This is a genomic window from Pseudomonadota bacterium (assembly GCA_036339585.1).
In the GTDB taxonomy this organism is placed as follows: domain Bacteria; phylum Pseudomonadota; class Alphaproteobacteria; order UBA8366; family UBA8366; genus UBA8366.
Map to the genome: position 1 here is coordinate 148749 of JAYZAS010000004.1, position 17077 is coordinate 165825.

The 17077-nt window shown below is 45.2% G+C and carries 18 protein-coding genes; 4 read left to right on the plus strand and 14 right to left on the minus strand.

Annotation, left to right across the window (positions count from 1 at the left end; all coding sequences use genetic code 11):
- Positions 1-107 precede the first annotated feature (107 nt).
- From VX941_03615 to ftsE, 4 genes are read right to left on the minus strand one after another with little or no spacing between them, the layout of a single operon-like run.
- Complete coding sequence (locus VX941_03615) at positions 108-830, minus strand: lysophospholipid acyltransferase family protein (protein MEE2932492.1); 723 nt, start codon at positions 828-830, stop codon at positions 108-110.
- A gap of 12 nt (positions 831-842) precedes the next feature.
- Positions 843-1466, minus strand: coding sequence for a YdcF family protein (locus VX941_03620; GenBank protein ID MEE2932493.1), 624 nt, complete (start codon positions 1464-1466; stop codon positions 843-845).
- A complete protein-coding gene (locus tag VX941_03625; GenBank protein MEE2932494.1) occupies positions 1466-2353 on the minus strand; it encodes a hypothetical protein in 888 nt (295 codons plus the stop codon). Before VX941_03625 ends, VX941_03620 begins: the two co-directional genes overlap by 1 nt.
- Position 2354: 1 nt before the next feature.
- Positions 2355-3029, minus strand: a complete 675-nt coding sequence (ftsE, locus tag VX941_03630) for a cell division ATP-binding protein FtsE (protein ID MEE2932495.1) — start codon at positions 3027-3029, stop codon at positions 2355-2357.
- 217 nt (positions 3030-3246) lie between these two features.
- On the opposite strand from ftsE, the gene VX941_03635 reads away from it, so the two are divergent.
- Positions 3247-4047 (plus strand): zinc-ribbon domain-containing protein, encoded by an 801-nt coding sequence (locus tag VX941_03635; GenBank protein MEE2932496.1) that lies wholly within the window; start codon positions 3247-3249, stop codon positions 4045-4047.
- Between the two features lie 199 nt (positions 4048-4246).
- On the opposite strand, the gene lysA is transcribed toward VX941_03635, so the two are convergent.
- Together lysA and argH are read right to left on the minus strand one after the other, a co-directional pair.
- The gene (gene lysA, locus VX941_03640; protein MEE2932497.1) at positions 4247-5515 is read right to left on the minus strand and encodes a diaminopimelate decarboxylase; all 1269 of its coding nucleotides are present in this window, start codon (positions 5513-5515) and stop codon (positions 4247-4249) included.
- Between the two features lie 130 nt (positions 5516-5645).
- Positions 5646-7028 carry an argininosuccinate lyase gene (argH, locus tag VX941_03645; GenBank protein ID MEE2932498.1) on the minus strand — a complete coding sequence of 461 codons (1383 nt, stop codon included), beginning with the start codon at positions 7026-7028 and terminating at the stop codon, positions 5646-5648.
- A 13-nt stretch (positions 7029-7041) separates the two neighbouring features.
- Here argH and VX941_03650 point away from each other — a divergent pair, with 13 nt between their 5' ends.
- Positions 7042-7611 carry a TlpA disulfide reductase family protein gene (locus tag VX941_03650; GenBank protein MEE2932499.1) on the plus strand — a complete coding sequence of 190 codons (570 nt, stop codon included), beginning with the start codon at positions 7042-7044 and terminating at the stop codon, positions 7609-7611.
- A 48-nt stretch (positions 7612-7659) separates the two neighbouring features.
- On the opposite strand, the gene VX941_03655 is transcribed toward VX941_03650, so the two are convergent.
- The 5 genes from VX941_03655 to VX941_03675 all read right to left on the minus strand — a co-directional run bounded on the left by VX941_03655 (position 7660) and on the right by VX941_03675 (position 10802).
- The gene (locus tag VX941_03655) at positions 7660-8592 is read right to left on the minus strand and encodes an FAD-binding protein (GenBank protein ID MEE2932500.1); all 933 of its coding nucleotides are present in this window, start codon (positions 8590-8592) and stop codon (positions 7660-7662) included.
- A gap of 2 nt (positions 8593-8594) precedes the next feature.
- Complete coding sequence (locus VX941_03660) at positions 8595-9344, minus strand: electron transfer flavoprotein subunit beta/FixA family protein (protein MEE2932501.1); 750 nt, start codon at positions 9342-9344, stop codon at positions 8595-8597.
- A gap of 224 nt (positions 9345-9568) precedes the next feature.
- Complete coding sequence (locus tag VX941_03665; GenBank protein ID MEE2932502.1) at positions 9569-10144, minus strand: cob(I)yrinic acid a,c-diamide adenosyltransferase; 576 nt, start codon at positions 10142-10144, stop codon at positions 9569-9571.
- A complete protein-coding gene (locus tag VX941_03670) occupies positions 10144-10344 on the minus strand; it encodes a twin transmembrane helix small protein (GenBank protein MEE2932503.1) in 201 nt (66 codons plus the stop codon). The genes VX941_03665 and VX941_03670 overlap by 1 nt, the downstream gene beginning before the upstream one ends.
- A 23-nt stretch (positions 10345-10367) precedes the next feature.
- Positions 10368-10802, minus strand: coding sequence for a CBS domain-containing protein (locus VX941_03675; GenBank protein MEE2932504.1), 435 nt, complete (start codon positions 10800-10802; stop codon positions 10368-10370).
- 357 nt (positions 10803-11159) lie between these two features.
- Here VX941_03675 and VX941_03680 point away from each other — a divergent pair, with 357 nt between their 5' ends.
- A complete protein-coding gene (locus VX941_03680; protein MEE2932505.1) occupies positions 11160-12041 on the plus strand; it encodes a hypothetical protein in 882 nt (293 codons plus the stop codon).
- Here the strand turns inward: VX941_03680 and VX941_03685 are convergent.
- Both VX941_03685 and VX941_03690 read right to left on the minus strand, forming a co-directional pair.
- Positions 12038-13696 carry an acyl-CoA dehydrogenase family protein gene (locus VX941_03685; GenBank protein ID MEE2932506.1) on the minus strand — a complete coding sequence of 553 codons (1659 nt, stop codon included), beginning with the start codon at positions 13694-13696 and terminating at the stop codon, positions 12038-12040. The two genes, VX941_03680 and VX941_03685, sit on opposite strands and share 4 nt — an antisense overlap.
- A 277-nt stretch (positions 13697-13973) precedes the next feature.
- Positions 13974-14243, minus strand: coding sequence for a hypothetical protein (locus VX941_03690; GenBank protein ID MEE2932507.1), 270 nt, complete (start codon positions 14241-14243; stop codon positions 13974-13976).
- A gap of 122 nt (positions 14244-14365) precedes the next feature.
- On the opposite strand from VX941_03690, the gene VX941_03695 reads away from it, so the two are divergent.
- A complete protein-coding gene (locus VX941_03695) occupies positions 14366-15232 on the plus strand; it encodes a DUF4743 domain-containing protein (protein ID MEE2932508.1) in 867 nt (288 codons plus the stop codon).
- A 5-nt stretch (positions 15233-15237) separates the two neighbouring features.
- On the opposite strand, the gene lepA is transcribed toward VX941_03695, so the two are convergent.
- The gene (gene lepA, locus VX941_03700) at positions 15238-17040 is read right to left on the minus strand and encodes a translation elongation factor 4 (GenBank protein MEE2932509.1); all 1803 of its coding nucleotides are present in this window, start codon (positions 17038-17040) and stop codon (positions 15238-15240) included.
- Positions 17041-17077: the final 37 nt, after the last annotated feature.

Consider the following 17077-nt stretch of genomic DNA (forward strand, 5'->3'; position numbering starts at 1 on the left):
TGCATTACGGTAGCAATCTAAGGCATCAAAGTGTCATAAACCTCCTGAACCAACTCAAATAAACTCTCCACGTCAGCCAAATTGCGGCGAGATTAATTTTCTACCCGTTACTTTTTTGCTTTTGATTTTGCTTCAACTTCAAGCCTGTCGGTTGCCGATTGTATGCGATTCTTCAGTTCATCCATAAATTCCTGACGGCTTAACCCAGGACTTATTGGCGGTAAGAGCTCCATTACAATGCAACCACTTTTCTTCACAAACTCTCGCCGAGGCCAGAAGAACCCAGAGTTAAGCGCTATAGGAACAACTGGCAAATTGAGTTCGCGATAAAGGGCTATTATGCCCGGCTGATAAGGGGGAGCTTCTCCAACCTTGGTGCGCGTTCCCTCGGGAAAAATGACAATGCTATGCCCCTCAGAAACCCGCTCTCTTGCAGTGCGCAGCATGTATCGCATGGCAGCGGCCCCAGCGCTTCGATCGACATCAATCATTCCAGCACGTCGGACAAACCATCCAACCATCGGAACCGACAATAGGGACCTTTTAAGGATAAATATACAGTCATAAAATACCAAATTTAAGATCTGCGTCTCCCACATAGATTGATGCTTAGATGCAATTAGGAAAGGTTCCGGTGGTAAGTTTTGACGGCCACGGATCTCATAGGAAATGCCAAGACCTAGTCGCATTGCTAACACTGCTCCGCGCACCCAAAACCGAGTTGCGGTGCGGAAATGCCGACGAGGTAAAAGCATCAATGGCACGTAGAATGGACTTAGAACAACAGTCCATCCATAAAAAAGAAAATAGAAGATCGTAGCACGTAACATATTAAACTCTGATCAGCTGCGCCAAAACAAAGCACGAAGCAATTTCCTCCGAATATAGGCAATCAAGTATTTGTTATATTCTTCAACGATCAATCCCGTACTACCAGGCCAAAACCACCAATTCTTGGCCTTAAAAGATTTTGGAAACACAGGGTGTTCGATTATCCTAATTGCTGGCAACACTGCGCGGAATTCGGCCAAGCTCCTCAGCATATGATAGCTCGATGTCACAAGACGTATAGAGTGGTAATTTTCTTTTTTTAACCAAGCTGCAGTCTCTATTGCGTTGCCCTCGGTATTATCAGCATCGTACCCTAGCGCTATACAACAAGTCGCTGCGTCCGGAAATCTTCGCACTATTTGGAGCAATTGCTGCACGTCAACACCACGATGCACCCCTGAAACAAATAATTTACTCGCTTTATTATCACTCAAAAGATCGAGACCCGTCTCCAGCCGCAAGCTTCCCCCAGTTAATACCACAATAGCATCTGTTCGGCTCTCTGGCATAGTTACGGTATCCGGAAGCGATTGCGCAAAAATCAGGAAGCCACAAATCCAAATCACACCTATGAATAAAAGACCACGAAATGCCCATCTGAACTTAAACCGAAAACTGGCTCGCCTTCGACGCATTACTGAATCCGCCGAAGCTCACGTAGCACAGTAGCTCGTGCCGTACGCATAGCGATCAGACACACAACAACCGGAACTATCAACAAAATTAGCCAGTTCCACAAAGTAAAACGCAAATCAGGCATTAGCATCGGGTCTAGCTCGGCTACACCCTTGAAAAAAAGGGCCAAAGTCGCACCCACCAACAAGGCACCCACTATCCCTCCTTTGAAAGCGAGCTTTAAAGCATGCCGCTGGAATTGTCGGGCGATGTAACTGTCTGTTGCTCCAATTAAGTGTAATACAATTAAGACGTCATGGTGAACGGCAATCCCACTCCGAGTGGCAAACACCACCGCCGAAACTGCGCAACCAGCGATCAGTAAAATTATTCCTGCGGCTAGGGCCTGCAACGAGTAAATAAGCTCTTTTATCTGTCGACGCCAAGCGCCGTGATCGTCAATTACTGAGTCTTTTATAGCTAGCCCCAATTGCTCGCGCAGTTGCCCAAGATTCACTGGCGGCTTATCTGCGAGACTAACATCTATTAAGTGTGGTAGCGGCAAATCAACAACTGAAGTCCCTGCGCCTAGCCAAGGCTCGAGGGATATAGCGACCTCGGCAGGGGGCACTTGCTTTGCGGCAGAAACACCTGGGGTGCCTTCAAGAATCGTGATCGCACGGTCGATCCGTTGGTCAACTTCGACTGTGCTTTCACCTTCGATTGGTGGAATTTGGACCGTATACCGCCCGCTCAAGCCTTTTTCCCATGATGAGGTGGCACCAGTAAGAACAAGTGCTCCAGCCAGCATAAGCATGGCTAGGAAAACCATTACACTGATAATCCATGGCAGAAGACGTGTTGCCGGGTCGCTGCTTAAGGGCAAATCCAAGCGTCCACTGAACATATTAGCTTCCTGCACTGCGACAAGGGGTTGTTAAAATACCATCCTCCAAATGAAGTACTGGATAGTCAAAGTGTGACACAAGCCCTTCGTTATGAGTAGCAATCACGATAGTAGTGCCAACTTTGTTCAATTCTTCAAATAAATATAATAAGCGAACGGCTATAGCATCATCAACATTGCCTGTCGGCTCATCAGCGAGTAATAGCTGTGGCCGTGCTATGACTGCGCGTGCGATTGCAACTCTTTGTTGCTGCCCTCCAGATAATGTTACTGGCCTAGCATCGAGCTGACCGGCGAGACCAACCCAGCTTAAGAGCTCTGTAACATGCTTGGCGATGACATCCTCTGGCATACCTGCAACCCGCAGAGGCAGCGCCACATTGTCGAAGGCGGATAGATGATCTAGAAGCCGAAATTCCTGGAAAACAACCCCAATTTGGCGCCGCAGTGCTGGCATTTCATTTCGTCGCAAGCCTGACACATCACGGTCGAATAGCCTAATCAAACCACGACTTGGCCTTTCAGCAAGGTACATCAGCTTGAGCATGGATGATTTTCCAGCGCCGCTTGGCCCAGTGACGAATCTAAAGGCTCCAGGTTCAAGGCTGAAGGATATGTCGCTGAGCACCTCGGGGCCAGCGCCGTATCGCATGCCAACATTTTCAAATCGGATCACATGCTTTCTCTGCTCTTTAGCGCAGTCGAACTTTGATGATACCAACCACCGATCTAATCCTTCTGCAAGTTAAAATTCTTTTCTGTCCTACCATCCATAAAAATTTCTGCAAAATCAAAACCCGTAAAGTACCACGACGGTTGCAACAAACGGTTTGACCACTTAAACTCGATAATACCATATTTTGTGCTGAAACTTTATCGAGTATCTACATACAATGATTCTCTCTTGCCCTCAATGCAATGCCAATTTTAACCTCGATGATGCTGTGCTTGGTACAGAAGGACGTAAGGTAAAATGCAGCAAATGCGGGCATCGCTGGCATGCCATTCCAGATATAGTACTGGAAGAACCGAGCACTCAACCAGACAAAGATACTCCACCAGACGCACAACAAGAGGAGGAGATCAATGACGCCGATCCGTTCGCTGACCTAGCTGATGGTCCGAATGATACAAACGAGAGTATTTCGGGTGATCAAACAACAGCTTCCGATAGTGATGAGCCATTTTCTGCTTATGCCGGCTCACAAGATGGATTGGCAAATAATTTCGAAGAAAGTGCGGGGAGGCAAAGCGCAAAAAAGGGAATTTTCCGCATTATCAAGGGGATAGTGCTAATATCGCTAATTGTTATTATTTTACTAGGAATAAGCTTCCGAGCGGATCTTGCGAAAATTTACCCCCCAATTGAAAGGATTTTTGAGCTTATTAACATTCCGGTGAAACCATTGGGATATGGACTCAAACTTTCAAACACAGACTCAAAACTCAGGCAAGAGGGCGACGATAGTGTAATGGCAATCTCCGGAGAAATCGAAAATACCCTCGCAGATACCATTGACCTGCCTCCCTTAAAGAGTGAATTCTACGACCCCATGGGCACAATTATATTCACTCACCATTTTAAAGCTCCTCTTCCAGAAATATTGCCGGGTGAAAAAGTTAAATATAAAACAGAAATTAAAAACCCACCATCTGAGTCAGTACGAATCGAGATTACTTTCACTAGAAAATGAAATGCTCAATTTATCTAGTTTTGAGAATTTTCTAATAATCTTTTTTGATAGATACGGCCAAAAAATAAACTCAATAAGAATTATTATTAGTGCCCCGTACTAGCATTTCACACCGCAATTCTGTGGAAATTTTTTTTAATATTTACTGTGATGTGCCTAATCTCACATCTGAAGCTTATCGTGAGCCCATAATTCAACACTAGTCCTGCCAATCCGCGAACTGCTCGAGCGAGAACATCTCTTCATAACTGGGACGTTTTCTCACAATGGAAAAGTCACTTCCACGAACAAGAATTTCTGGCACCAAACATCTACTATTGTAAGAAGACGACATGGAAGCGCCATATGCACCAGCTTCATTAATTGCCAAGTAATCCCCCTCCATAATATCAGGCATGGCAATTTGACGAGCGAACGTGTCACCAGTCTCACATACCGGTCCCACAATATCGAAGAGGTTCGTGCAAGCGTCTTTCGGGGGCATACGTACCGGCTGAATATCATGTTGAGCGTCATAAAGAGCTGGACGAATTAAGTCGTTCATCGCCGCATCAACGATAATGAAATTGCGCCCCTCGCCTTTTTTTACGTATATAACTTTCGTAACTAGAATGCCCGCGTTCCCGGCAAGAGCACGCCCCGGTTCAAACATAAGCGTACAATCAATGTCGCCTAACACTTCATTAACTACTTGCGCGTATAAGTCAGGTCCGGGCACCTCATTAGACTCCCTATCGTACGCTATCCCTAGCCCTCCGCCCAAATCAATACGACGTATTTGATGGCCGGCACTGCCGAGGGCCGTTACCAATTCTCTTAATCTTTTGAAAGCAGTTCGAAATGGGTCAAGGTCTACAAGCTGCGATCCAATATGCATCGCAACAGCTGTGGGACGAACACCAGGTAAACTTGAAGCGTATTCGTAAATACTTTCCGCTGCTGAGATATCAATTCCAAACTTATTTTCCTGCCGACCTGTTGTAATTTTCTCGTGGGTAACTGCATCTACGTCAGGATTAACTCGTACGGCAATCTCAGCCTCGACACCATGTTGACATGCAATCTCGGATAATAATTTAAGTTCGGATAGCGATTCTACATTTATCTGCAGAATTCTTTTATCAAGTGCGTATCTAAGCTCCTCTAGAGTTTTCCCAACTCCCGAAAATACAATTTTTTCTGCTGGCACACCGCCCACAAGTGCACGGCGTAATTCTCCCTCGGAAACGACGTCAGCTCCCGCCCCGAGAGAAGATAGCGTATTTATGACCGCAAGATTTGGATTGGCTTTTACGGCAAAACAAACGAGACTGTTTCGCCGACTAAATGCGTTTTCAAACGCCTGGTAATTATGTTTTAGAGCAGCAGTCGAATAACAATAAAAGGGAGTTCTTATGGAATGGGCAAGCGCTTCCAGACTGTTACCCTCTGCATGTAAAATCCCATTAGTATATGCGAATTCACTCATCTGGTTGCAGGGTAGCTGCGTGGGTATTCAGATTTACCGAGCGCCTTGGGGTCATTTTTAACCCCACAGGAAGCAATAACCACGGTCGTAGACAATAAGACAAAAGCCGCCAAGATGTTTTTTACTGACTTCACAGATAACGCTCCTTTGCTGCTGCTAGCGCTTCGCGCACACGCTGCGGCGCTGTGCCACCAAAACTTGTGCGGCTCGCTGCAGAAGCCTCAACACTCAACACAGAGAATACAGCATCGTTGATACGCTTTTCTACTTTTTGCATCTCGGGTAGCGATAACTCAGCTAATTCACAGCCTTTTGACTCTGCATTTCTCACCAGTACACCCGTCACATGGTGAGCATCACGAAATGGTAAATCTAATTCCCTTACTAGCCAGTCAGCTAGGTCTGTAGCCGTTGGGTAACCCTTTTCTAATGCCGCCATCATTGCTTCTTTATTAATTTTCATGTCTTCTAACATTCCAGTCAAGGCCGCAATTACCAATGTTAAAGAGTCTGTCGCGTCAAAAACCGGCTCTTTGTCTTCCTGCAAATCCTTAGCATAAGCAAGTGGTAAACCTTTTATGACTACCAAAAGAGCTTGTAATGACCCTAAAATGCGACCGGTTTTACCACGCGCCAGCTCAGCAGCATCAGGATTACGTTTTTGAGGCATAATTGATGACCCTGTGCTAAACGAGTCGCTTAGCTCCACAAATCCGAATTGCGGCGATGCCCATAGCACAATCTCCTCGGCAAAGCGTGAGAGATTTACAGCTGTGATTGCAGCGACACTTAGGAACTCAGCAGCAAAGTCGCGGGCCGATACTGCATCCAGCGAATTAGGCATAGGTCGGTCAAAACCAAGCAACAAAGCGGTCGCGTTCCGGTCTACTGGGAACGAGGTACCAGCAAGAGCTGCACTGCCGAGTGGACATTCATTATGCCTTTTGCGGCAATCGGTTAATCGAGAACGATCCCTGCCTAACATCTCTACGTAGGCTAACATGTGGTGTCCAAATGTAATTGGTTGGGCAGGCTGAAGATGTGTCAGGCCCGGAAGAAGCGTATCAAAGTGACTTTCTCCTAGCTCAATCAAAGCAGCCTGCAAGTCACGTAACTGTATATCAAGCTGGTCAATCGTGTCTCTTACCCATAATCGAAAGTCAGTTGCTACTTGGTCATTTCGGCTACGCGCAGTGTGGAGCCTCCCAGCCGCATCACCTATTAATTCTTTTAACCGGGATTCGATATTTAAATGTATATCCTCGAATTCTAGTTGAAATTGAAATTTACCTGTTTCAATTTCAATCAATATTTGATCAAGACCGTTTAAAATTTTAGAACCATCATCGCCACCAATGATACCCTGGTCTAACAACATTTTCGCATGCGCTTTTGAACACGCAATATCTTGCTCAAAAAGACGCTGGTCGAACTCGATGGAAGCATTTATCTGTTCCATAATGTCAGCGGGGCCTGCGGTGAACCGTCCACCCCACATTTTACTCTTTTTCATAAGGGGCACCTAAATGTCATATGTCCTCAAAAAATATCTCAAGCCAGTGTTTTTTGGCACCGTCATTTTTATAGCTCTTATCACATGGTTTATAACCGGATCATCCAACACGCCACCGATAAAAGGCCAGATGAAAAATTTTAAAATCAGCAATCGGATCATACCAACGCCGCGGATACCATTTCATGATGCAAACGGCAATAAAAAGGTGTTAGCTGATTTTGAAGGAAAAGTGCTTCTGATAAATTTTTGGGCAACCTGGTGCGCACCGTGTATACGTGAAATACCCTCCATTGCGCGCCTCCACGCTAAGAAAGATGGCCAGAATTTTAAAGTTTTACCAGTCAGCACCGATTCTAAAGGTGCAAAAGCCCCTCTGAATTTTCTCAAAAAAATTAAACAAACTAATTTGCCTATTTACGTCGATACCAAGATGATGCTAGCGAGAGCCATGGGTGTCAACGTCCTTCCTACTACCATATTAGTCGATAGGCGTGGCAAACTTATCGGGCGCATTGTCGGTGCAGCGGAATGGGATAGCGCCGATGCCCTCGCCTTGATTAATCACTATCAGAAAAAATAATTTCGGTAGATAAACGTTATTATAGCTCTATCTATGCAGATAAGGGGGTTAATTTAATTTTTGCTCCAATTCTGGAACCAGCTCAAAAAGGTCACCTACAACACCATAATCTGCCACTTGAAAAATTGGTGCTTCTTCGTCTTTATTTATCGCAACAATAACCTTACTGTCCTTCATGCCTGCTAAATGTTGGATGGCGCCAGATATACCAACAGCGATATATAACTCCGGCGCCACTATTTTACCGGTCTGGCCTACCTGATAGTCATTTGGCACGAACCCTGCGTCGACAGCCGCTCGGGATGCGCCAACTGCAGCTTCCAATTTGTCAGCTACCTTCTCAAGCATCGCAAAGTTATCGCCAGACTGCATACCACGACCACCAGATATAATAATATCGGCAGCGGTCAACTCGGGCCGCTCGGATTTTGACAACTCAGACCCCACATATGAAGATAGTCCAGATTCACCGGATGCATCGATTTTTACGACCTCTGCCGAACCGCCGTCAGCCGCAGCAGCATCAAATGCGGTTGCCCGCACAGTGATTATTTTTTTCTCATCCACTGATTCAACAGTCGCTATAGCGTTGCCAGCATAAATCGGCCGCTCAAAAGTTTTATCGTCAATTACAGCGCTTATATCTGAAATTTGTTGTACATCCAGAACCGCCGATACTCGCGGCATAACATTTTTTCCAAAAGTGTTTGCTGGTGCCCATATGTGCGTGTAATCAGCGGCAACCTTTTCTATCAGTGGGGCAATGTTTTCAGCAAGGGAAGCCGAGTATTCTGAACTGTCGGCGTGCAAAACCTTGGTAACACCACTAATTTGGGCCGCAGCTTCAGCTGCCATATCGGAGCCAGAGCCGGCTAATAAGAGATGCACTTCATCCCCTAGCTTTTGGGCTGCGGTTACAGCACTAAGGGTCGCTCCTTTAATTTCAGTGTTGTCATGCTCTACCAAAACTAAACTTGCCATATCTATATCACTTTCGCTTCATTTCTGAGTTTTTCGATCAATGCGTCAATGTTCTCTAGGATTTCACCTCCGTCTCTGCTAGGAGGCTCTGTTACTTTGAGTGTTTTGAGACGCGGCGTAATATCAACCTCAAGATCATCCGGGGTCATTGTATCAATAGGTTTCTTCTTGGCTTTCATAATGTTCGGCAAAGAAGCATATCGAGGCTCATTCAAACGTAGGTCTACGGTAATAACCGCAGGCATCTTAACTTTCACGGTTTCGAGCCCACCGTCTATTTCTCGTACAACCTCAGTTTCACTTTCACCAAGTTGAATTTTTGATGCATTTGTTGCTTGGCTCCATCCGAGCATAGCAGCAAGTAGTTGCCCTACCTGATTACTATCATCGTCAATAGCCTGTTTTCCAGCTATCACAACATCAGGATTTTCTTTTTCAGCGACTGTCTTGAGCAACTTTGCTACAGCGAGCGGCTCCACGTCTTCATCAGTCTGAACTAACACACCCCTATCAGCTCCCATGGCCAGCGCAGTCCGAATAGTTTCCTGAGACTGTTGCGGGCCCACTGACACAATGACGACTTCATTTGCAGTGCCCGACTCTTTTAATCGCACAGCTTCTTCGACAGAGATCTCGTCGAATGGATTCATCGACATTTTAACGTTTGCCGTCTCAACGCCAGTCTCATCGGGTTTTACCCGAATTTTTACATTGTAATCTACTACCCGTTTAACGGGGACGAGAACTTTCATCGTCTGCTTTCTCTTTTTTGTTACAAAATCGAATATCTACGCCCAATGTTATGAGAAACACCTGTTGTTCTGTCAAGCGGACAGCCTGTCGCAGTAATTTAAAGAAGAGCTGCCGCACATGTCATCGCAATCGATACGGCCACCTAATCAGTGCAATACTCCGATGGTTTTGCCCAACTCTGCTGCATACAATAACGGAGTCCTTTCATATGATCATTATTTTGTCATTTTTTCGACTGGTTGCCGCCGGGAACCCAAAGCAAGTCTAAATTACCACGGTCATTGCAGTGTCTTGAAAGCACGAAGAAGTAGTCGGACAAACGATTAAGATACTTTAACACCGCTTCACTAATTTTTTCTCGTTCCCCCAACTCGCAAACAAGACGTTCGGCCCGTCGCACTACAGTGCGCGCAAGGTGCAAATACGCTGCTACCTTAGATCCGCCTGGTAATACGAAGCTACCCAATGGTTTGAGCCCATCATTCACGACGTCTATTTCATTTTCCAACCATTGCCATTGCTCATCCGTTATGCGTAAGGCTCCAGTTTTGCGCTCTTTACCGTGAGGAGTGCAAAGATCTGCCCCAAGGTCAAACAGATCGTTTTGTATGCGTGCAAGTAGTGTCTTTAACGACTGATCATCCAAATGAGCGTGTACCAATCCAACTATTGCATTTACCTCATCCACAGTGCCATACGCTTGAACTCTTATGTTGCTCTTGGCGACCCGCTCTCCGTTGCCTAAGGAGGTTACCCCCCCGTCGCCACCGCCCGTGTAGATACGGTCCAACTTTACCATCAGGTCTGTCCACTCAGCAGCGCCAAAACAGCAATTAAGGCAACCGCCAAGAATTGGAAAACTATTCGGGCACGCATTAACTTGTTTGAATACTTAGAGTTGAATTTACCACCACGTGCCATTGCGAATAAACCGACCATAAGGACACCCACAGTGGCTATTATTGCTGCAAAAATAAGAAACGGAATAATGCTGGACATAACTACTCAGTCAAATTCAAAAATTATCGTATGGTCTCGTATGCCATAGTCATAGTGTCACGTTCCTCTTGTGTGACCTTCAGGAGATAAGAAAATAAATCGCGTACACTAAACATGGCAACCAACTCTCCTTTTTCAATAACCGGCACATGACGTATACGTTTTTCCTTCATTACTCCAATTATGTCTCTTATTTTATCCTCCGGTTTGGCAGAAAATACTGTTGTTTTCATTATGTCAGAAATTTTTTGCTTTTTCCAATTGTCATCCGACTCACTACATATACGCACAATGTCCCGCTCCGAGATGATGCCTACAACATGTTTTTCTGCATCACAAACCGGCAAGGCACCTATATCATTACCAGCCAATATTTCTATAGCGTCACCGACAGCCTTGTTTGGCGCAATTGTAAATAAGTTGCGACTAGTGTCTGTCAGCAGATCTTCTATCGGCATATTTACGCTCCAATTATGGTCAATTCCCCCAAGTGTTACCTTGATGCCCCAGCGCTAGGCGAATAGAGAGACCGTCCATCATATGTGTGTTCAATTTTTTTTTTATCAACATTTTTTTTTTAATTTATAGACCTTCCGTTGCACTTGAGGAACATTGATGAAACAGTGGGGGTAAAGATTAGCAAGATATATAGGATAGTCTTTTCCCAAAAAAATCATAAAAAAGAAAAATTTTTAAAAATATGCTTAAACTCGGTTTCCAGCTAACAACTATAATGTCCCCTTAAGCTAGAGTGCATAATTATCCAAAGTGAATTACAAATGTGTTTCATGCAGTGCCAGGGGTATAGTTACGAAATGAGCGAGAACCATAGAAAACCGAAGATTTTCACCGGCAGAGATAAACCTGAACGCGAACGGAAACTTAGAGTTTTGGCTGATAGTTGGGCACAAAAAGCTCATTCACTACACCAGATTTTTAAGTTTGTTTTGGAAGATCACACCCATTTCATAACATTAGATTTGCCACCTTATGCTTCAAATTTTTCTAAACAACTTGTATCTACCGCCCATTCTCCATCAAACATAAAGCCATTACATCAACGTCTTTACTGGGCAACAAAAATGCTGTCGGGATATCAATTGAGCGATCAATGTCTAGTGGAGCTCAGAACAGAACGCATGCTCACTGAAGCTTGCTGGGAACAAGTAGTCAAGTTTGTGATAACCGGCGTCAAAGGGAGAACACTTAGCAGGCGAGAAATTTCCAATTATCTCGACGGTTTTGGTATAAATTTATCCGTCTTACCGGAAGATGCCTACGAGCTTGCAAAAAAGATAATCGGCAACACCATTCCGAAGCCTGTAGCCTGCCTTCAGGGCCAGAGTATTCCCATCCTTTATTATCCAAATGGGCAAAATGAAGTCGTATTTGAAATTAAATTTGACCTCGGCATGGGACACAGCTTCGATGGATACAAAATTGACATAGTTGAAGTTGAAGTTGAACTAAAAGATTCTGACCAAAGCATAACTTTCGAACACGTTGAAGGATTGTTCGATACATCAGAAAACATCCTTAAGACTGCCTTCCCGGGAGTCTTAGAACAAACAACCGTCTCTAAGCCTACACCTTTATTCCGACACATGCGCGAGTGGCAATCATGTGATGTTGAATCATTCGAGGCGGCATACGAAGCATTATCTGACAGCCAGTGGACGGAGCCAACGCCTTCCTAATTACGCTCACTTAATAGACCACGAGCAATCACGTTAGCCTGTATCTCTGCAGTTCCCTCGAAGACGTTAAGAATTCGCGCATCGCAAAGTACTCGCGAAATTGGAAATTCTTCCGCATACCCAACACCGCCATGTATTTGCACTGCATTGTCCGCGTTAGACCAGGCAGCACGTGCACCAAGTAATTTTGCCATTCCTGCCTCGATGTCACAACGGCGATCCTGATCCTTCTGGCGCGCCGCAAAATAGGTCATCTGACGTGAGATCATTGTATCCACAGCCATCCACCCGATTTTACCAGAAATACGAGGAAAATTTATTAAGGGCTTATCAAATTGTTGTCGGTCATGAGCATATAGAAGAGCGAGCTCAAGTGCGTTTTGAGCAACGCCGACGGCACGTGCCGCCGTCTGTATCCGCGCCGCCTCAAATGTCGCCATTAATTGTTTGAAACCCTCGCCCTCTTTAGCGCCTAACAACTGATCGGCTTTGACTTTGAAGTTATCAAAAGCTATATCGTATTCTTTCATTCCGCGATAACCCAAGACCCCGATCTCCCCACCCGACATTCCTTGAGCAGGAAACGGCTCATCTTCATTACCGCGAGGTTTTGCAGCAAGAAACATAGACAAACCACGGTATCCCGGCTCATTTGGATTGGTGCGAGCAAGTAATGTCATTAGGTCACTTCTAGCGCCATGTGTGATCCAAGTTTTATTGCCGAATATTCGATAATCCTCACCATCGCGTTCGGCGCGAGTTCTGAGGCTTCCAAGGTCAGACCCCGTGTTTGGTTCCGTAAAAACGGCTGTTGGCAATACTTCGCCTGACACAATCTTTGGTAGCCAATGATCTTGTTGTTCGGTTGTTCCGCTTTTGATAATTAGTTCTGCAGCGATGTCAGAGCGCGTCCCCAATGAACCAACTCCTATGTAGCCTCGGCTTAGCTCTTCAGTGACGACCACCATTGCTAACTTTCCAAGCCCCGCACCACCAAATTTTTCCGGCACAGTGAGCCCAAAAACACCCAAGCTTGCAAGTTCATCAATCAAGTCAAGGGGAATTAAATCATCCTCGATATGCCATTGATGGCAATAGGGAGCTATTTTTTCATTTGAGAATCGCCGAAATTGATCAGCCATCATATCAAGCGTTTCGTCACATAGTCCCATGTTTCCATGCTTATTTTCAATAATAAGTTCCGCGATACGTGCACGCACCTCAATGCGATTTCCTTCATTTGCGAGCACGGCCACTGCAGGTTGATCAAATTCAGCCAATGCATCATCGGCTAGACCTATATCCTCCGGCCGCACGATCTCCCCCTGGCTGATGGAAATGCCACCCCAAAGTTGATTAAGGTATTCCCCAAAAGCGCTTTGGAGAATGAGTGCCTCTTGTTCCCCGAACAGCCCAGTTTCATTTAATCGGCCCGCCCAAGCACGCATTTGCCTTAGTGCTTCCACATAAGTGGCTATCCAAGCATACCCATGTGCTGCAAATTGCTCCTCCTCAAGAAGGTCACTTTCAATTTGCCCTGTAGGCGCCACCTTCCCGCGCATAACCTCCCTGGCATTATCTGCTAAATGTTCAGCAGCGGCCACGGCCACGTCACAATGACCAAGCAAATGTTCAATAACGTAATCACCCAACATTTCAGGGTGTTCGGTGGGCGATTTCACTGTGGCGATCTGACTCACTTTTCTACCTTTACCTAAAATTAATTTTTTTAATGTTGCACTGTTTGCGGCATTTTAAGAAGTTTGACTGTACGTTTACAACTTCGATTGTGCAAACCACATAATCAAGATGGTGAATCACATCAGGAGAATCACCATGTTTACACTTTTAGCCCAAAGTTAGCATATTAATCCGCACATCGCAGACGAAGTAATGATGTTTTTAAGAATGTAACAGAAACGTTCCTTTAATTTAGTCCTTTCGACACTTGTTACTGGCTAGTCTTGGGCCAGATTGACTGTGATGGTGTGCACGGCTTAGTCGGCTTTCGCGAGCCGGAAAAGAAAGAATGTTATCGTCTACCATATTAGCGCTATCTGCCGCTGCTGCAAACGCATAAGCCTCAAACAATAATGCCGGCATACTGTCCAACGATTGCCAAGGATAAAGGGCAGTAGTACCCCCATGTAAATAACGAACCAAACTACTTGACCTGCGCTTAAAATCCCATAACTGCGGCATTACCTCCTCCGTCGGAAGAAAGAAATTGATAGCATGCCCCCTAACCTAAACTGTCTCAAAATGAAATCAATGTTTTCATTGGACGGATTGCATACCATTATGAATAAGTATAGATATCAATCATGGCGTATTTGGACCATATAAGTGCTTGCAATAACTTCAATCAGGGAGACTATGTACCTTTCATTATAAACGGGGATAGATTCGGTTGGATAGGGCCAGAATTTGCCTCCCAGCTCGCGACTTGGACAGATGTTTTTAATCTCTCACCCGAACATGTAGCATTATCAAAAAGCTTTAAAGACTTTGATAGCAGAAGCGAGGCAGTGCTGCCCCCCCTTGCTGAATTGTTAAAAACAAATTACGTGGAGGCATGGCGCGATGAATTTTACCCTGTCACCTCTGATTGGCACACTCCCGCGGTCATGCAGATTGAACGTGCTGCTTGCCCTTATTTTGGCATAAGGGCCTATGGGGTTCACCTGAATGGCTATGTCCGTAAACGCGACGGCATACACATGTGGATTGCAAAACGTGATAGCAATAAACAAACATACCCAGGCCTTCTAGACAACATGGTCGCCGGCGGCCAGCCAATCGGACTGGGATTAAAAGAAAATTTGATGAAAGAGTGTAATGAGGAAGCAGGAATACCAATAGGGCTGGCAGCCGAATCAGTACCCACAAGCTTCATCTCTTACACGCATATAATGCCCGTCATGCCGACTGGAGGAGTAAAACCGGATCAAATATTTTGCTTCGATATTGAATTGCCCAATGATTTCCAACCTCACCCAGTAGATGGCGAGGTCGAAGCCTTCTACCTTTGGCCAATAGAGCAAGTCGCAGAAACGGTTCGCGAAACTGACGGCTTTAAGTTTAATTGCAATTTAGTGATAATCGATTTCCTCATCCGTCATGGAATTATCACACCCGACAATGAAAAAAGCTTTGCTGCTATTGCTCAGGGTCTTCGAAACGGCATCTAAAATATCTACCGGTCGCTCATCTTGAGCGCATCAATGAAAGCTGATTGTGGAATCTCCACATTCCCAAATTCCCGCATCTTTTTCTTACCCTTTTTCTGCTTTTCCAATAATTTTCTCTTCCGTGTGATGTCTCCGCCGTAACACTTTGCAGTAACATCTTTGCGCATTGCTGAAATAGTCTCTCGAGCAATCACCTTGCCACCAATGGCGGCCTGTATTGGCACTTTGAATAATTGTCGTGGGATAAGCTCTTTTAAACGTTCGCAGATCTGACGGCCTCGACTTTCAGCCGAGGACCTATGAACTATCATAGACAAAGCATCAACCGGCTCACCATTAACCAATATTCCAACCCTCACTAGATCATTTTCACGATAACCGACAAGCTCATAATCAAAGCTTGCATATCCACGACTAATTGATTTCAGACGATCATAAAAATCAAAAACAACCTCATTTAATGGCAAATAATAAACTGCCATCGCCCGGTTCCCCACATAGGTGAGCTGATCTTGCTCGCCTCGCCGCTCCGTGCAAAGTGAAAGAATTGGTCCTAAGTACTCATCCGGAACAATAATAGTTGCCTTTATCCAAGGCTCATGAACCGATTTGATTTGAACCTGATCAGGGTAATCTGCCGGATTGTGGAGTGTCATTTCCTCCCCACTCATAAGGAGTAACCGATAAACTACAGAAGGTGCCGTTGTTATTAAGTCGAGATCGAATTCACGACTAAGGCGCTCCTGGATAATTTCCAGATGTAAAAGACCAAGACAGCCACATCTAAACCCGAAACCCAGTGCTGCAGAGGTTTCCGCCTCATAATGGAAAGACGAGTCGTTGAGTGCTAGTTTACCCAAACTTTCTCTAAGATCCTCGTAATCGGCATTGTCGACCGGGAACAGTCCACAAAATACAACAGGGACCGTTGGCTTAAATCCCGGCAGAGCTTCGACAGACCCATTCTTCGCTTCTGTTAAAGTATCGCCGACCTTACAATCAGATACAGATTTTATACCTGCGGTGATAAAACCTATTTCACCCGGGCCAAGTTCAGCTACAGTATCTTGCTTTGGACGAAAAACACCAACTTGATCGACTTCATGAATTGCTCCCGTTGCGATCATCTTCAATTTCATGCCAGCCTTTAGGCATCCATCAACAATACGGACCAACGCAACCACACCGAGATATGGGTCATACCAACTATCAACAAGCAAGGCCTTTAAAGAGACATTGGCAGCACCTTTTGGGGAGGGCAACTTGTTAACGAGTGCCTCTAAAACGTCCACAATTCCCTCTCCCGTTTTGGCAGAAACCGCAATAGCATCGGATGCATCAATCCCAACCACGTCTTCGATTTGAGTTCGAATACGTTCCGGCTCTGCGGACGGCAAGTCTATTTTATTAAGAACAGGGATAATCTCATGATTGTTTTCGATAGCTAAATAAGCGTTGGCAAGGGTCTGCGCTTCAACTCCTTGGCTTGAGTCAACAACCAACAACGATCCCTCACAAGCAGCGAGTGAACGACTCACCTCGTAAGAAAAATCAACGTGACCAGGTGTGTCCATAAAGTTTAGTTGGTAGTGATTTCCATCTTTGGCTTTATAGTCAAGTCGTACCGTTTGCGCTTTGATTGTGATACCGCGTTCTCGCTCAAGCTCCATAGAGTCGAGCACTTGTTCTCGCATTTCTCGATCGCTGAGCCCTCCACACGCTTGAATTAATCGATCTGAAAGGGTCGACTTCCCATGATCAATATGGGCAACAATGGAGAAATTTCGTATTTTTTTTATTTCACTCATACTTCCATAGCTAAATCTTTTGCAACATAATTTGAAG

Coding starts and splice junctions, on each gene's coding strand:
- VX941_03615 (MEE2932492.1), bottom strand. CDS start 830: ATGTTACGTGCTACGATCTTCTATTTTCTTTTTTATGGATGGACTGTT.
- VX941_03620 (MEE2932493.1), bottom strand. CDS start 1,466: ATGCGTCGAAGGCGAGCCAGTTTTCGGTTTAAGTTCAGATGGGCATTT.
- VX941_03625 (MEE2932494.1), bottom strand. CDS start 2,353: ATGTTCAGTGGACGCTTGGATTTGCCCTTAAGCAGCGACCCGGCAACA.
- VX941_03635 (MEE2932496.1), top strand. CDS start 3,247: ATGATTCTCTCTTGCCCTCAATGCAATGCCAATTTTAACCTCGATGAT.
- lysA (MEE2932497.1), bottom strand. CDS start 5,515: ATGAGTGAATTCGCATATACTAATGGGATTTTACATGCAGAGGGTAAC.
- argH (MEE2932498.1), bottom strand. CDS start 7,028: ATGAAAAAGAGTAAAATGTGGGGTGGACGGTTCACCGCAGGCCCCGCT.
- VX941_03650 (MEE2932499.1), top strand. CDS start 7,042: ATGTCATATGTCCTCAAAAAATATCTCAAGCCAGTGTTTTTTGGCACC.
- VX941_03655 (MEE2932500.1), bottom strand. CDS start 8,592: ATGGCAAGTTTAGTTTTGGTAGAGCATGACAACACTGAAATTAAAGGA.
- VX941_03660 (MEE2932501.1), bottom strand. CDS start 9,344: ATGAAAGTTCTCGTCCCCGTTAAACGGGTAGTAGATTACAATGTAAAA.
- VX941_03665 (MEE2932502.1), bottom strand. CDS start 10,144: ATGGTAAAGTTGGACCGTATCTACACGGGCGGTGGCGACGGGGGGGTA.
- VX941_03670 (MEE2932503.1), bottom strand. CDS start 10,344: ATGTCCAGCATTATTCCGTTTCTTATTTTTGCAGCAATAATAGCCACT.
- VX941_03675 (MEE2932504.1), bottom strand. CDS start 10,802: ATGCCGATAGAAGATCTGCTGACAGACACTAGTCGCAACTTATTTACA.
- VX941_03680 (MEE2932505.1), top strand. CDS start 11,160: ATGAGCGAGAACCATAGAAAACCGAAGATTTTCACCGGCAGAGATAAA.
- VX941_03685 (MEE2932506.1), bottom strand. CDS start 13,696: ATGTTGGGTGATTACGTTATTGAACATTTGCTTGGTCATTGTGACGTG.
- VX941_03690 (MEE2932507.1), bottom strand. CDS start 14,243: ATGCCGCAGTTATGGGATTTTAAGCGCAGGTCAAGTAGTTTGGTTCGT.
- VX941_03695 (MEE2932508.1), top strand. CDS start 14,366: ATGGCGTATTTGGACCATATAAGTGCTTGCAATAACTTCAATCAGGGA.
- lepA (MEE2932509.1), bottom strand. CDS start 17,040: ATGAGTGAAATAAAAAAAATACGAAATTTCTCCATTGTTGCCCATATT.